This is a genomic window from Solwaraspora sp. WMMD792 (genome assembly GCF_029626105.1).
GTDB lineage: Bacteria > Actinomycetota > Actinomycetes > Mycobacteriales > Micromonosporaceae > Micromonospora_E.
Window position 1 is genome coordinate 3,546,631 of sequence record NZ_JARUBH010000009.1, and the last position, 14,701, is coordinate 3,561,331.

At 70.6% G+C, this 14,701-nt stretch carries 17 protein-coding genes; 6 read left to right on the plus strand and 11 right to left on the minus strand.

Going from position 1 to position 14,701, the window contains the following annotated elements:
* Window positions 1-4: 4 nt before the first annotated feature.
* The 4 genes from O7629_RS16905 to O7629_RS16920 are packed head-to-tail and all read right to left on the minus strand — an operon-like array spanning window position 5 to window position 4,223.
* The gene (locus O7629_RS16905) at window positions 5-1,243 is read right to left on the minus strand and encodes a mandelate racemase/muconate lactonizing enzyme family protein (RefSeq protein ID WP_278170280.1); all 1,239 of its coding nucleotides are present in this window, start codon (window positions 1,241-1,243) and stop codon (window positions 5-7) included.
* Window position 1,244: 1 nt separating this feature from the next.
* Window positions 1,245-2,072, minus strand: a complete 828-nt coding sequence (locus tag O7629_RS16910) for a carbohydrate ABC transporter permease (protein ID WP_278170281.1) — start codon at window positions 2,070-2,072, stop codon at window positions 1,245-1,247.
* Window positions 2,072-2,950, minus strand: a complete 879-nt coding sequence (locus O7629_RS16915; protein WP_278170282.1) for a sugar ABC transporter permease — start codon at window positions 2,948-2,950, stop codon at window positions 2,072-2,074. Before O7629_RS16915 ends, O7629_RS16910 begins: the two co-directional genes overlap by 1 nt.
* A gap of 4 nt (window positions 2,951-2,954) precedes the next feature.
* Entirely contained in the window at window positions 2,955-4,223 is a 1,269-nt protein-coding gene (locus O7629_RS16920) for an extracellular solute-binding protein (protein WP_278170283.1), read from the minus strand.
* A 145-nt stretch (window positions 4,224-4,368) separates the two neighbouring features.
* Between O7629_RS16920 and O7629_RS16925 the strand changes: the two genes are divergently transcribed.
* Window positions 4,369-5,139, plus strand: a complete 771-nt coding sequence (locus O7629_RS16925; RefSeq protein WP_278170284.1) for a FadR/GntR family transcriptional regulator — start codon at window positions 4,369-4,371, stop codon at window positions 5,137-5,139.
* A 68-nt stretch (window positions 5,140-5,207) separates the two neighbouring features.
* On the opposite strand, the gene O7629_RS16930 is transcribed toward O7629_RS16925, so the two are convergent.
* Complete coding sequence (locus O7629_RS16930; RefSeq protein WP_278170285.1) at window positions 5,208-5,822, minus strand: C39 family peptidase; 615 nt, start codon at window positions 5,820-5,822, stop codon at window positions 5,208-5,210.
* Between the two features lie 431 nt (window positions 5,823-6,253).
* Between O7629_RS16930 and O7629_RS16935 the strand changes: the two genes are divergently transcribed.
* Window positions 6,254-6,571, plus strand: a complete 318-nt coding sequence (locus O7629_RS16935; protein ID WP_278170286.1) for a DUF2087 domain-containing protein — start codon at window positions 6,254-6,256, stop codon at window positions 6,569-6,571.
* Between the two features lie 13 nt (window positions 6,572-6,584).
* On the opposite strand, the gene O7629_RS16940 is transcribed toward O7629_RS16935, so the two are convergent.
* Genes O7629_RS16940 through O7629_RS16950 form a run of 3 tightly spaced genes read right to left on the minus strand, consistent with a single transcriptional unit; the run spans window position 6,585 to window position 9,288 of the window.
* On the minus strand, window positions 6,585-7,436 hold the full coding sequence (locus O7629_RS16940) for an ABC-2 family transporter protein (protein ID WP_278170287.1): 852 nt from the start codon (window positions 7,434-7,436) through the stop codon (window positions 6,585-6,587).
* Between the two features lie 2 nt (window positions 7,437-7,438).
* Window positions 7,439-8,281 (minus strand): ABC-2 family transporter protein, encoded by an 843-nt coding sequence (locus tag O7629_RS16945; protein WP_278170288.1) that lies wholly within the window; start codon window positions 8,279-8,281, stop codon window positions 7,439-7,441.
* Complete coding sequence (locus O7629_RS16950) at window positions 8,278-9,288, minus strand: ATP-binding cassette domain-containing protein (RefSeq protein ID WP_278170289.1); 1,011 nt, start codon at window positions 9,286-9,288, stop codon at window positions 8,278-8,280. Before O7629_RS16950 ends, O7629_RS16945 begins: the two co-directional genes overlap by 4 nt.
* Window positions 9,289-9,432: 144 nt before the next feature.
* On the opposite strand from O7629_RS16950, the gene O7629_RS16955 reads away from it, so the two are divergent.
* Window positions 9,433-10,503 (plus strand): EamA family transporter, encoded by a 1,071-nt coding sequence (locus O7629_RS16955; protein WP_278170290.1) that lies wholly within the window; start codon window positions 9,433-9,435, stop codon window positions 10,501-10,503.
* A gap of 10 nt (window positions 10,504-10,513) precedes the next feature.
* Window positions 10,514-11,398, plus strand: a complete 885-nt coding sequence (locus tag O7629_RS16960; RefSeq protein WP_278170291.1) for a YegS/Rv2252/BmrU family lipid kinase — start codon at window positions 10,514-10,516, stop codon at window positions 11,396-11,398.
* Here the strand turns inward: O7629_RS16960 and O7629_RS16965 are convergent.
* The 3 genes from O7629_RS16965 to O7629_RS16975 all read right to left on the minus strand — a co-directional run bounded on the left by O7629_RS16965 (window position 11,376) and on the right by O7629_RS16975 (window position 13,291).
* A complete protein-coding gene (locus tag O7629_RS16965) occupies window positions 11,376-11,915 on the minus strand; it encodes a GNAT family N-acetyltransferase (protein ID WP_278170292.1) in 540 nt (179 codons plus the stop codon). The two genes, O7629_RS16960 and O7629_RS16965, sit on opposite strands and share 23 nt — an antisense overlap.
* A 47-nt stretch (window positions 11,916-11,962) precedes the next feature.
* On the minus strand, window positions 11,963-12,373 hold the full coding sequence (locus O7629_RS16970) for a hypothetical protein (protein WP_278170293.1): 411 nt from the start codon (window positions 12,371-12,373) through the stop codon (window positions 11,963-11,965).
* Window positions 12,374-12,808: 435 nt separating this feature from the next.
* Window positions 12,809-13,291: an NUDIX hydrolase gene (locus tag O7629_RS16975; RefSeq protein WP_278170294.1), complete on the minus strand. Its 483-nt coding sequence runs from the start codon at window positions 13,289-13,291 to the stop codon at window positions 12,809-12,811.
* Window positions 13,292-13,400: 109 nt separating this feature from the next.
* Here O7629_RS16975 and O7629_RS16980 point away from each other — a divergent pair, with 109 nt between their 5' ends.
* Window positions 13,401-13,889 carry a YbaK/EbsC family protein gene (locus O7629_RS16980; protein WP_278170295.1) on the plus strand — a complete coding sequence of 163 codons (489 nt, stop codon included), beginning with the start codon at window positions 13,401-13,403 and terminating at the stop codon, window positions 13,887-13,889.
* The gene (locus O7629_RS16985; RefSeq protein ID WP_278170296.1) at window positions 13,886-14,695 is read left to right on the plus strand and encodes a monooxygenase; all 810 of its coding nucleotides are present in this window, start codon (window positions 13,886-13,888) and stop codon (window positions 14,693-14,695) included. Before O7629_RS16980 ends, O7629_RS16985 begins: the two co-directional genes overlap by 4 nt.
* Window positions 14,696-14,701: the final 6 nt, after the last annotated feature.

Below are 14,701 nucleotides of genomic sequence, written 5' to 3' on the forward strand. Positions count from 1 at the left end.
ACGGTCAGCTCGCGGCGGTGGGGAACACCTCGTTGCGGCTGGGTGGAGGTCCGACCGGTAGCTGGTCGGCGAGGTGCCGCGGTCCGGCCGGGGTACCGTCGACCGCCCCCAGCAGCTGTCGTCCGGCGCGCTCCGGCCGGATGTGCGGACCGTCGGTGGTCGGCGGGCTCGGGTGCGGGCCCGAGGACGTGATCGCGTGCTCATCGAGCCGGACCCCCAGCCCCGGGGCGTCGCCCAGGACGAACGCCCCGCCCTCGACGTGCAGGTCGAGGGCGATCCCGAGCGGCGGACGCAGATCCTGCAGCTCACTGGCCATGTGGTTGGGCACCGACGTCGCGGCGTGCAGCAGCCCGACCGGGCTGTTGCCGATCGGGCTGACCGGCAGGTCGTTGGCGTGCGCCAGAGCACTGACCCGGAGGAAGTGGGTCACTCCCCAGACCGCGGACGTCTGGACCACGTCGACCGCTCCCGCCGCGATCAGCGGCCGGAACTGTTCGAGGCCGGTGAGGTTCTCCCCGGTGGCGACCGACGCGCGGATCCCCCGACCGACGGCGGCGAGACCTTCCGCGTCCCACCGTCGGACCGGCTCCTCGATCCAGATGAGATCGAGGGTGCGCTCGAGCTCGCAGACGTGCCGGACGGCCTGCTTGCGGGTCCACGCCTCGTTCACGTCGAGCATCAGCCCCGGCCGCAGCCCGTGCGCCGCCTCGGTCAGGACGTCCCGGACCAGACACAGGCGGTGCCGGTCCCGCTCGATGTCGAGGCCGCCCTTGAGCTTGGCCGCCCGCAGGCCGTGGGTGGCGTAGACCCCGTACTCCGCGACGAGCTGGTCGTCGGTCAGGCCGATGTCCAGGCCGGAGGCGTACGCCGGAACCCGCCGGTCGCGCCCACCGAGCAGTCGCCAGAGTGGCTCGCCGGCCGCTTGGGCCTTGATGTCCCACAGCGCGGTGTCGAGAGCACCGATGGTGCCGAAGACCGGGCCGGCGTGGCCCGCCTTGAACGCTTGGCGCAGCATCCGGTCGTACAGGGCTGTCACCGCGCGTGGGTCCTCGTTGTCGATGGCCGGGAAGATCCGCTCGATGTCGACGTGCGGCCCCATGCCCACCCCGGAGATTCCCTCGTCGGTCTCCACGACGACGATCGGCACCGAGGTGACGCCGTCGGCGAAGACGCCGTTGGCATCGCCGACCGGTCGGCCCCATTGCTGGACCGTCGTCAGGGTCCGATACCCGGTGATCCGCATGTCAACCCTTCGTGGAACCGGCGGCGACGCCGTCGGCGATCTGACGCTGGAGAAAGAGATAGACGACCAGAACGGGAACGGCAGCGATCAGCACCCCCGAGGCGAAGGTCGGGATGTCGTCGGAGTACTGGCCACGCAGCGAGGTGACGCCCACCATGAGGGTCCGGTGCTCGGCCGACGGCATCATCAGCAGTGCAATGAGCACGTCGTTCCAGCAGAACAGTGCGTCGAGGATGCCGACCGACAACAGCGCCGGTGTGCCGAGCGGCAGCATGATCCTCCGGTACACGCCGTACACGCTGTTTCCGTCGATCCGGGCGGCGTCCACGATCTCCGGTGGGATCGTCCGGTAGTAGCTCGTCATGAGAAAGACGGTGAACGGAAGGAACTGCGCGACATAGGCGAGAATCAGACCCGGGTAGGTGTCGATCAGGCCACTGTCCGCCATGGTCCGGGCGAGCGGCACCATGATCACCTGGAACGGGACGAAGAGCGCCGCCAGACAGCCCAGGAAGATCATCGAAGACCCGCGGAACCGCAGCTGACTCAGCGCGAACCCGGCCATCGACCCGATCAGCAGGAGCAGCACCACCGAGAACGTCACGACGACGAGCGAGTTGACGAAGTACCGGCCCATTCCGACCGAGCCCCACGCTGTCTGGAGATTCTCCACGCGCACCGCGTCAGCCAGCGAGAACCGGTCCAGGATGTACTCGCGCCGGGTCTTCGAGGCGACGTTCGCGGTGAAGACGAGTGGGTAGATCGTCGCCAGGGCGAGCAGTGCCATCGGTACGGCGACCACCCATCTGGCCAGCCGGAAGCGGGACATCAGTCCTCCCTCCCCGCCCGCCGGAGCAGGCTGATCTGCAGCATCCCCACCACGAGCATGATGAGGAAGAGAACCGTCGACGCGGCCGACGCGAGTGCCGGTCGGTTCATCTGTCCCTGCTGAATCCAGATGTAGTACTCCGGCAGATACGTCGAGCCCTCCGGGCCACCGCTGGTCATCACGTACAGCAGTCCGAACATGGAGGTCAGCATCCCGGCCATCGTGGTCACGAAGACGAACTGGATGGTACGGATGAGACTGGGGACGATCACGTGCCAGATGGTCTGGGGAAGCGACGCCCCGTCGACCCGGGCCGCGTCCAGCAGCGATCCGTCCAGGGTGGCGAACCCGGCGAGGAACACCACCAGGGCCATTCCGAAGGTCGCCCAGACGTGCACCCCGACGACCGTGAACATGGCGACGTCCGGGTCACCGAGCCAGTCGATCCGGCCGATGCTGACCGCCGACAGGGCCGCGTTGACCGGGCCGTCGAACGCGAGCAGAAGATTGAAGATCGCGCCGACGATGACCGGGGAGAGCACCGCTGGGAAGAAGTAGACGCTGCGGTAGAGCCGGTGCCCGGGCACCCGCAGGTAGATGAACGTCGCGATCAGGCCGGGAATCGCCACGGCGACCGGAAGGAGCAGCACCAGCAGCGCCACGTTGCCGAGCGATGTCTGGAACAGCGGATCACCGAACAACTCGAGGTAGTTGTCGACGCCGACCGCGGTCCCGTCGCGCTCGCCGTCGCCGGTGAAGGAGAAGTTGACCCCGAGCAGCAGTGGCCACAGCCGCAGTACGACGATGGTCAGGACAGCCGGCGCCACCAGGACGTACGGGGCGAGCCGCTCGCCCCGACGCGCGGCGGAGGTCGCCACGGGCTCAGCCCGCTTGGTCGGAGTCAGCCAACTGCCGCACCGCCTCGTCGACGGTGACCGAGCCGCTGAGGAGTTGCTGGGACAGTCGGCCCATCAGTTCCAGGGTCTGCGAGGAGAGCGCCACGTGCAGGGCGGGTTTGCCGGAACTGAGCTGCGGCACCATCGCGGCGACGGCCGGCCCGGCCTGCGACACGTCGATGGTGGTGTCCGAGGCGATCGCACCGGCCTCGGCGTAGAAGGCGTTCAGCGCTTCGGTCGAGGTCAGGGACCGGACCAGGGCTGCGGCGGCATCCGGATCCGTCGTCCACTTCGCCACCCCGTAGCCGATACCACCGTCGTACGGCAGGCTCGGGACGGCTCCGGCGGTGGCCGCCGGGGCGGCCATGACGCCGAGCTCGTCGGCCGCCAGGAACTCGCCGAAGTCCTTCCAGTGCCCGACGTCGGACATCAGCCCGATCACGTGGGCGGCCTTGCCGGACTGGAAGAGCGCGAAGGAGTCGTTGAACATCGCCGTCGAATTTGCGCCCTCGTTGTTGAGCCCCTTGTCGCCGGCTTCCTTCCACAGTTGGAAGATCCGCTTGACGTTGGGCGACTCCCAGTCGCGCTTGCCGTCGATCCAGGCGTCGTACTCGTCGGGGGTGAGGATTCCGGACGCCAGGCCCGACATGAAGAACTGGATGCCGTAACCTTCCTTGTTTCCGAGTGCGAGGCAGTCGGCACCGGTGGACTCGATGATCGCCGCGCAGTCGTTGACGAACTCGTCCCAGGTCGTGGCCGGACTGTCCGGGTCGAGCCCCGCTTTCTCGTAGAGCGCCTTGTTGTAGTAGATCGGATGCCCCTGCAGAGTCACCGGTGCGGCGTAGGTCCGGCCGTCGCTGGTGAACGCCTCCCACCCGGCCAGCCGCTGCCGGTCATCGGCCACGTACTCGTCGAGCGGTAGCAGCGCGTCGACCCGGTCGCGGATCTGGCCGCCACCGTTGAACAGAACGACGTCGGGCCCCTTGCCGGCCTGGATGGCCGCACCGAGCAGGGTGTAGTACTGGTCGAAAGGTTGGGCGACGAACTCGACGGTGACGTCCGGGTGTTTCCTGGCGAAGTCCGCTTTCGCCTTGTCGATGTAGGCGGCGGCACTCGCGTCGCCGGACTTCCAGTCCCAGACCACCAGTTTGCCGTCCGACTCGCCGGACGAGGATTGCGATCCGGTGGCGCTCCCGCAGCCCGCCAGGGCCAGGCCCGCGACGAGAATGGCCGACACCACTACTCGGTGCTTCATCGCTGCTCGCTTTCGAAGAGGGGGGCCGGCGGAACCGGTCATCGGGACGCGAAACACGAACGTAACTCGTATGACGTCTGACGTCAAGAGCGAGACGTACACTGACCACGGAGGTCGTGGCACGGCGGCCACCCCGGAGGGAACGATGACGGCAACGCAGCACACCGCCTTGAACGCTTCGACGCCTCCGGCCTGGACACGACGGCCGGCCAACCTCGCCACGGCGGTGACCGCGGAGCTCGTGCAGAGAATCGTGCGCGGGGTGCACCCTTCGGGCACGACGCTGCCGGCCGAACCGGTCCTCTGCGAGACCTTCTCGGTGAGCCGGACGGTCGTCCGGGAAGCCGTGAAGATCCTCCAGGAGAAAGGGCTGGTACAGATCCGCCAGGGCAGCGGAACCATCGTCACGCCGACGTCGATGTGGGACATGCTCGACGAGCATGTCCTCGGGGCGACCATCGCCGAGGACGACAGCCTGGCGATACTCGACGACCTCGTCGTGACCCGGCGGGTGCTGGAGTCGGACATGGCCAATGTCGCCGCCCGGCTGGCCGACCAGGACACCATCGACCGGCTGCACACCCTGGTCGAGCGGATGGACGAACTCGTCGACGACCACGTCACGTACCACGAGCATGACCGGGCCTTTCACGACACGGTCATGCAGGCATCCGGGAACCGCATCGCCCGCGGCGTCATCCGGGCGTTGGAGAGTCAGGTCGTCAACACCGCCCGGTACATGGGACGGACCGAGCGTGCCCTGTGCGTGGCGTCCAACCGCGGCCACCGACGGATCTACGAACGCATCGCCGCACACGACCCGGAAGGCGCTGCGGCGGCGATGTTCACGCACATCACCGAAGCCTGGCTCGTCCGCCGCAGCGGCCCCGGCGAGCCCGCCCGGCTGCAACGGTAGGGCCGGTCCCCCGACACGCCGGTGGCCGGGTCCCCGTACGGGAACCCGGCCACCAGGGATGTCACCGGTCAGGCGGAGTAGCCGCGCTTGGCGGTCCAGTCCGCCAGCACCTCAAGATCCATCCAGTACTCCTGACCCTCGAAGTACGGGTCGGCGATCTTCACCGTGTCACCACCATCGCGGTAACCGGTCACCGTCAGGTAGTGCCCACCCTCGTACGAGTGCGCCACCCCGTCGACATCCGACGCCGTACCCATGATGTTCGCCACCACGGCCCGGTCGTCGTCCACGGCCTCCCGCACATCAGCCTTCAGCTTCTCCACATGCTCCGGCTTCGCCGCGGCCGCACCGATCGACACCGTCTCGTACTCGTCGCCACCGGTCACCTCGTTCAGCACCCGGGTCGTCTCCTCAGCCGAATCCGTACCGGCCTCGGTCGTCCCCAACTTGCCCGCCACCTCATCCTGCGACGGAGCATGACCCTGCGCCGTCAACGCGATCCGCGTCGCCGCCGGCCCGCAGTAGTAGAAATTCGGCTGCGCCTCGTACTGCACCGCCACCTCACGCGCACCACCATCGGCACCCGGACCAGCCGCCTGCGCCACCGCAGGAGCGGCCACCACACCACCAGCGGTCAGCAGACCAGCAACCGACAGAGCAGACTTACGGAAGATCGTGTTCATAGCAGAATCTCCGTTCCGAGGGGAATGAACCGGACACCAGACCCACAGGCGATGACCGGTCACGAACGGGACAGAACAGAACACGCACAAGAAAGTCGAACTCAAATGATGCGCTCCGACCTGCGCACACCCGCCGGTCCAGGCGGGAGGGCGGTCTCACCGGCGCACCGGATACAACCATCCGGGGGTGCCCGGCATTCCGCACCGGGCGGACCGGGCGACCCCGCACCACGGGCGCTCGCCTACTCGGTCCAACGCCGGGATCCAACGCCGCCCGGCCGGCCGATGTTCCCCCGGCGCCCGGTGCCTCAGCCACCCGCCCACCCCGCCGCGCCGAACCTCGCAAACGGTGCCTGATGCCCCATCGGTGTCCTGCGTCCACACGAAAACCGATGGCGACCATGGCGGCGGGTTGCGTACCGTCCGGCGGCATGAGCGCCGAGTTGAGCCCGTTCATCCGCGAGGGGCGTCTCGTCTCGTTGCCGGCCCGGCAGGCGCGCCGCCGCGTGGTGCTGGCGCACATCGCGCAGGCGTGTTTCGAACGCGACGTGGTCTACGACGAGTCGACGGTCGACGAACGGTTACGCCGCTGGTGTGATGGCGGGGCGGTGGACCACGTCACGGTCCGCCGATACCTGATCGAAGCCGAGCTGATGGCTCGGGCCGACGGCCGGTACTGCCGCAACGCGCTGGCGTTGCCGTACCCGAACAGCGCCGAGCGGTACGTGGAGTCGATGGGCCTGAGCTGAGCCGACCGGCCGGTCAGTTGCCGGCGGACTCGTAACGGCGCAGACCGGATCGGAAGATCAGCGCCGCCACGGCGACACAGTAGGCGGCGACCAGCGGGGTGAGCCAGCCCAGCCAGGTCGGACCGACCCCGGCGCGGACGGCATCGTCGCCACCGGCACCGAGCACCGCGCTGGCCGGGAAGAATCCGACGAAGGCGAACGGCAGCCCGACCACCAGCACCAGCCGCACCCCGAACGTATAAACCGATACCGGGTAACGGGCCAGGTCACCGATCTGGTGCACCGCGTACGCGAAGATCGAATGCGGACTCTGCAGCCAGAACGCCGACGAGTTGGTGGCCAGGCTGATCGACAGCTTGACCGCCATGCCGCTGGCGAACAGCCCCAGCCCGCCGACGACCAGCGCCGGGGTCCAGGCGACGTCGACCCGCCACAGCGCCCAGCCGAACATCGCCCCACCGGTGACCAGGTTGCCCAGCCCGTTGATGCCGACGTCGTCACTGAGCACCTGCAGCACCACCGGGTACGGCCGGACCAGTTTGTAGTCCAGCTCCCCCTTGTTCACCAGCCACGGCAGCCGCCACACGCCCTCGAACAGCAGCGGCCCGACCGCGTCGGAGAGCACCACGACCGAGTAGATCAGCACCACCTCGGCGAACGTCCAGCCGTTGACGTGCGGCACCCGGGAGAAGACCGCGCCGAGAAATGCCAGGCCGACGAGCTGGGTCAGCGCCGATCCGGCGACCAGGATCCAGAAGTCCGCCTCGTACTCCAGGGTGGACCGCAGGTGGGCGCCGAGGCTGCGCCGGTAGAGCCGTACCCCCCGGCGTAGGCCGGTCTGACGCGGGCCGCTGCGCGTTCGCATGATCATCCCCCGTGTACGGTCAGTTGGCGCACCGCCGAGCGCCAGGCCAGCCGGGCTCCCCACCACAACGCCACCGTCCACACCGCCTGGATGCCGATCAGCAGCCAGGCGTCGGATCCGGTCGCCTGCCCCAGGTAGATCGTCGCCGGGGTGAACGTCATCCCGGCGAACGGCAGCACCGCGGCGATCGCCTGCAGCCAGCCGGGCAGCAGCGTCAACGGCACCAACGCCCCGGAGAACAGGTTGGTGATCGCTCCCCGGGCCAACGACACGCCGAAGATGTTCTGCGTCCAGAAGCACAGTAGGGCCGTTAGGTAGACGGTGGTGAACCGTAGCGGCAGCACCAGCAGGGCGCTGACCGCGAACAGCGCCGCCTGGCCGGGCGGCGGCACCGGGACCGGCCCGGTGACCGCCAGCACCACGGCACAGACCGCCAACGCGAAGGCGACCTCGACGACGGCGACGCCGAGCGTCTCGGCGAACCGGGCCCGCTGGTAGTCGACCGGGCGGGTCAGATCGACCGCGACCATGCCGTCACGGATCCGGGCGGCCATCTCCCAGTCACCGAACGACATCAATGACCCAGTGACATAGGCGATCAGCAGGTACGCCTTCATCTGCGGCCAGCTGAACCCGCCGACGCTGGTCCCGGAGCCGAGCAGCACCGCCCAGATGGACAGCATGGCGAGCAGCTGCAGCAGCACCCCGGCCATGCCGAGGACGAAGCTCAACGGGTACGCGACGGCGCTGCGGGCCGCCACCCGGGCCAGCGCCCGGTACGGCCGGACACCGGTGGACGGTGTGGCCCGAGCCGGAGCGCCCGTGTCGGCGGCGACCGTGGTCACGGTGCCGGCACCAGCCGCAGCTCACCGGCGTACACCTTGCGGACCACGTCCTCGATGGCCGGCTCGTCGATGCGCAGGTCGCGTACCTCGGACACCGCCGACACGGCCGCGATCACCTGGCCGGCGGTGACCGCGAACCGGTCGAACCGGACGGTGAACTCACCCGGCGTCGCGCCGGCGGCGACCTGCGCGCTGCCGACGGCGGCGGCGACCGTGTCCAGCGGCACCGGATCGGCCAGGTGCAGGTGCATCGACCGGTGCCGGGCGAACTGGTCCTTCACCCCGGCCAACGGGCCGTCGTAGATGATCCGCCCCTGGTCGATGATCACGATCCGCTGGCAGACGTCCTCGATGTCGCCGAGGTCGTGGGTGGTCAGGATCAGCGTGGTGCCGTCGGCGCGCAGCTCCCGCAGGAACGCCCGGACCCGGTCCTTGACCGCGATGTCCAGCCCGATGGTCGGCTCGTCGAGGTAGACCACCCGGGGGCGGTGCAGCAGCGCGGCGGCCAGGTCGGCGCGCATCCGCTGACCGAGGGAGAGCTTGCGGGCCACCACCGGCAGCAGCTCACCGAGCCCGAGTACGTCGTCGAAGCGCTCCAACTGCTCCCGGTAGGTAGCGGTGTCGACGTCGTACAGGTCACGCAGCAGGGCGAGGGACTCGCGGACCGGCAGGTCCCACCACAACTGGGTACGTTGGCCGAACAGCACACCGATCTGCCGGGCGTTGGCGACCCGCTGCCGGTGCGGCACCACCCCGCCGACCCGGACCTGCCCGGCGGTCGGCACCAGGATGCCGGCCAGCAGTTTCACCGTGGTCGACTTGCCGGCGCCGTTCGGCCCGACGTACGCCACCGCCTCGCCCGCCTCGACCCGCAGATCGACGCCGTCGACCGCGACATGGTCGGCGAACCGGCGTACCACCAGGTGTTTCAACGCGCCGCGCAGACCCGGGCCCTTCACCGGTCGGCGGAACCGTTTGGTCAAGCCATCAGCTTCGATGAAGGCCATGCCCGGATGGTGCCGTAGTCGGGGCGTTGCCGCCCACCGAATTTCCGGCCGGCGGACCACCATGCTTTCCGGCCGGCGGACCACCATGCGGTAAGGGCCGATATCGGGTACGGCACTGACAGCGGTGAGGGTAGCCTCACCGCCGTGACGACTGTGTTCGCCCGTCGACCGGTGCTCGGCCTGGCCATGGTGGTCGGGGCCAGCGCCCTGTTCGCGATCAACGGCACCGTTTCCAAGCTGGTGCTGCGGGCCGGGCTGGACGCCCCGCAACTGACCGTGCTGCGGGCGGTCGGCGCCTTCACCGGGCTGCTGGTGCTCAGCGTCGTGCTGCGGCCCGGTGCCCGCCGGGTGCGGCTGCGCCGCCGCGAGGTTCCGCTGCTCGTCGCGTACGGGCTGACCGGTTTCTTCCTGGTCCCGATGCTCTACTTCGTGGCCATCTCCCGGCTGCCGGTCGGCATCGCGCTGCTGTTCGAGTACACCGCGCCGCTGATGGTGGCGGTCTGGGCCTGGGCCGTGCAACGCCAGCAGGTGCGGTCCCGGCTGTGGGCCGGGCTGGCGCTGAGCCTGCTCGGGCTGGCCTGTGTGGCGCAGGTGTGGGGCGGGCTGACCCTCGACCCGCTGGGGGTAGCCGCCGGGCTGGGCGCGGCAGTGATGCTCGCCGCGTACTTCCTGATCGGTGCCCGGGGCGTCCAGGACCGCGACACCCTGTCCCTGACCACCTGGGCGTTCGGCGCGTCGGCGATCGCCGGGCTGATCGTCCGCGCCGCCACCGCCGGCCTGGACGGCTGGCAGCCGCTGCTCACCCGTACCGAGAATGGGGTACCGGTCGCGTTGCTCTGCTGCTACGTGGTGGTCCTCGGCTCGATCGTGCCGTACCTGATGATCACCGGCGCGTTGCGGCACCTGCCGGCGACCAGCGTCGGCATCGTCGGCATGGTCGAGCCGGTGTTCGCCGCCACGGTGGCCTGGGTGGTGCTGGGCGCGAGCGAGGCGTTGACCCCGGTGCAGCTGGCCGGCGGCGCGTTGGTGCTGACCGGGGTGGCGCTGGCCGAGACAGCCCGGACCGGCACCGGCGCGCCGCCCGCCGTACCGCCGGCACCCGACGGGCCGCTGCCACCGGGACCGCCGCTGCCGGACGGCCGGCCGGCACCGGGACCGTCACAGCCGGACGGCCGGCCGCCGTCGGCCGGCGTAGTGGCCGGTGCCGGCGGGTAAGACCGGCGGTATGAGTGCACCGAAACGGGTCGCCGTCGTCGCGCACCGCAAGAAGACCCTCGGCGGCGGCCTCGACGAGTTGCGCGCGGCGATCGCCGGGCACGGCGCCGAGGACATCGACTGGTACGAGGTGCCGAAGAGCCGCAAGGCACCGAAGAAGGCCCGCCGGGCCGTCGAGCGGGGCGCCGAGCTGGTCTTCGTGTGGGGCGGCGACGGGATGGTGCAACGCTGCCTGGACGCGCTGGCCGGCCGCGACGCCACCGTGGCGATCGTCCCCGCCGGCACGGCGAACCTGCTGGCGGGCAACCTCGGTGTGCCCGAGGACCTCGGCGAGGCGGTGCGGATCGGTTTCCAGGGCGAACGTCGCCGGCTCGACCTGGGCAGGGTCAACGGCGAGCATTTCGCGGTGATGGCCGGGGCCGGTTTTGACGGGCGGCTGATCCGCGACGCCGACCGAGACCTGAAGGACCGGGCCGGCAAACTCGCGTACGTCTGGACCGGTCTGCGCCACGTCGGCGGCGTCACGCCCCGGACCCGGATCAAGGTCGACGGCACGACCTGGTTCGACGAGCCGGCCAGCTGCGTCCTGGTCGGCAACGTCGGCCGGATCACCGGCGGCATCCACGCCTTCGACGATGCCCGGCCTGACGACGGCTGGCTGGAGGTCGGGGTGACCACCGCGCAGGGGGCGGCAGAGTGGGCGCGCACGCTGGGTCGGATGGCGGTCGGGCGCTCGGAGCGCTCCCCGTTCGTCCGAATGACCCGGGCCCGGCGGGTCGACATCCGGCTGGCCGAGCCGATGACGTACGAACTCGACGGCGGCGCCCGGGGTCAGGCCAAGAAGCTGAAGGTACGGGTGGTGCCCGCCGCGATCACGGTCTGCGTCCCGGCCTGATCCGGAAGAGTGCGTGGCGGCGCACCGGGCCGTCGGGCACGTTCGGGTGGTCGAAGTCGCCGTCCGGGTCACGGGTCATCCCGATCCGCCGCATCACCGCCTGCGAGCGCAGGTTGCCGACGGCGGTCAACGCGACGATCTCCGGCAGGCCGAGGGTGTCGAAGCCGTACGCCAGGCAGGCGCGGGCGGCTTCGGTCGCGTACCCGTTGCCCCAGGCGTCGCGGCGCAGCCGCCAGCCGACCTCGACCCCGTCGAACGGCATGTTGGCCTCCACCGGGCTCAGGCCGGTCATGCCGATGAACTCGCCGGTCTCCGTCACCTCGACCGCCCACCAGCCCCAGCCACGCTGGTCCAGGCCAGCCTGGCAGCGGGACATGGTGGTGGCACTCTGCTCGCGGGTCGCCAGGCCCGGGAAGAACTCCCGCACCTGAGGGTCGGCGTTCATCGCCACCCACGGCTCCAGGTCGGACCCGCGCCAGTGCCGCAGCACCAGCCGCGGCGTGGTCAACTCCGCCATGGCGGCACTGTAGCGCCAGTGCCGCACGCCGAGATCGTCGAGCCCGGTCACCGGCCGGGCAGGAGGATCACCGTACGGCCGGCGTCGGTGGTCGCCGAGAACCGCATCGGCAGTGGTGTCGCCAACCTGTGCATGATCGTGTCGCAGTCGAAGCTGACCCGTACGTCGACGGATCCCACTCCTCCAGGCCGTACGCGGGTCTGCCCGCCCGTATCGGCCACTGCCAGGCCGGGGGACTCCGTGTCGAGGACCCGTACGGTGACCTGCTGCGTTCCGGTGTTGACCACGGTCACCTTGGCGTTCAGCTGCCCGTCGCCCATGCCCACGCCGGCCAGCAGTACGCCGACGAGCCGGCCCGGTCCGCGAAAGCGTCGCCGCGCCGCGTCGCCAGCCGGTGCCGCGGGCGCCGTCGCGCCGGTCGGCCGGTCGAGATCGATGAGCCGCCCCTCCGCCGTCACCGGACCAGGTTAGTCGCAACGCCGATCAGTCAAAGACAACGGTGGCTGCGTGCAGCGGACGCATCGTCACCTTCATCGGCCCTGGGTGCCGGTCGGGCTTGATGCCACAGGTGCATCAAGATGCACCTGTGGCATCAAGCCTGCGGCGGCACCTTGGATCCCCGGGAGCCGGCACGGGGCACTCCGCTCGCGCGGGCCGGCCGGCCGCGCGCATCCGCCTGATTGACCGGCGCCGAGATTCATCGCAGCACGAGCCGAACACCAGATACCTGTTCCGGCGGCGATGAGGTATCTGACGTTCGGCTCGTGCCGAAGCGCGCAGGCGTGCAGGCGTGCAGACGGAGCAGGGCGAGCGGGGAAGGCCGGAGCGGGGCGGGTGAGCCGGTGCGCGGGGCGGGTACGCGGGTGCGCGGGTGCGCGGGTGCGCGGCTGGGTTCAGTGGCGGAGCAGGCCGCGTACCGGAACCGGGGTGACGTGGCCGCTCGGCGGGCGGGTGCGGTCGAGCTCCAGACCGACGTCGACGATCACCGCCCGGGTCAGCTGCGGCACCTGCGACAGCGGCACCCACTGTGCCAGGTCGGTGGAGCCGCCGACCTCGGGCCGCAGCGCTCCGCCGACGACCCGTACCCGGTAGAAGACCCCCAGGTTGTGCCGTTCGCCGCGGCCGGGCAGCCGGCGCTGCGCGGGCACGGTACGGGAGTCGACGCCGAGCAGCGACTCCACCTCGACCTGGTAGCCGGTCTCCTCGGCCGCCTCGCGGACCACCGCGTCGACCGGGTCCTCGGCGTGTTCGACCTTGCCGCCGGGCAGCGTCCAGTGCCGCCGCGAGCCGCCCGGCGAGACGAAGCGGGCCAGCAGCAGCTGCTCCTGGTCGACACAGACCGCATAGGCGGCCACCCGAAGCCGGTGGGCAGTCATGCTCGTAATTCCTCCGCGCTAGATCCGCCACAAGGAGCATAACTCTCCCAAATAGGGTGTAAATGATCCGGGCGGCGGCACGATCCGGGCCACGAGCAAGATAGAGGCCATGCAGACACATCCGAACGTGCAGGCGGTGCAGGACGCGTTGAACACCGCCGACGCCCGGGACGGCTCCGGTGCCAACTGCCGGGTCCGGCTACTGCCGGACGCGGTGCACACCGCCGCCGCGGCGGCCGCCGCCCTCGACATCGAGGTGGGGCAGATCGCCAACTCGTTGATCTTCGACGCCGACGGTGAGCCGCTGCTGGTGCTCACCTCGGGTGCACACCGGGTGGACACCGCGAAGGTCGCCGCCGACCTCGGCGTCTACGCGCTGCGCCGAGCCACCCCCGAGTTCGTCCGGGAACACACCGGGCAGCCGATCGGCGGGGTCGCGCCGCTGGGCCACCCCAAGCCGGTCCGCACCCTGGTCGACGTCGCCCTGGAGCAGTACCCGGAGATCTGGGCGGCCGGCGGCGTACCCCGGGCGGTCTTCCCGACCACCTACGCCGAGCTGCTGCGGATCACCGCCGGCACCGCCGCCGAGGTGGCGTGAACGACCCGGTCGACCACGCGGCCCCGGTTCCCGACCACGCGGCCCCGGGTTCCGGGCTGGTCACGCTGCACGTCTGGCGGGTCCCCCGGCGACGGTTGCCGCGCGTGCTGGCCCGGATGGCCGTCGACGCCCGCCGGCTGCGGCGCGTCGACGGCGTACGGTTCGCCAAACTGCTCGGCACCGGAACCGGCACCGGATTCGGGCCCACCGACGTCGACCCGACCCGGTGGGCGGCGCTGGTGGTGTGGGACGACCCGGCGGCGGCGGCCGGGTTCGACACCTCGCCGGTCGGGCAGTCGTGGCGACGGATCGCCGACGCGCGGGTCCGCGTCGACCTGCGGCCGTTGCACAGCCGGGGCCGCTGGTCCGGCATCGCGCCGTTCGGCGAGCCGAGCGGTGGGCCGGGCGGCGAGCCGGGCGGTGGGCAGCCCGGCGCCGGGCGACCGGTGTTGGCGTTGACCCGGGCGCGGCTGCGGCCGGCGAAGGCGGTCACCTTCTGGCGGGCGGTGCCGCCGGTCGCCGCCGCCCTGGCCGACGCCGACGGGCTGCACTGCCGATTCGGCGTCGGCGAGGCACCGCTCGGCTGGCAGGGCACCGTCAGCGTGTGGCGGGACACGGCGGATCTGACCCGGTTCGCGTACCGTCACCCGCAGCACCGGGCGGCCATCACCCGGACCCCGGTGACACAGTGGTACGCCGAGGAGCTCTTCGCCCGGTTCGAGGTGCTCGGTGTCACCGGCGACCGGGCCGTGCTGGGCTGGGCCGGAGAGGACGAGGATGGGACATGCGGTGCTGGCGGCGGATGAGAGGCG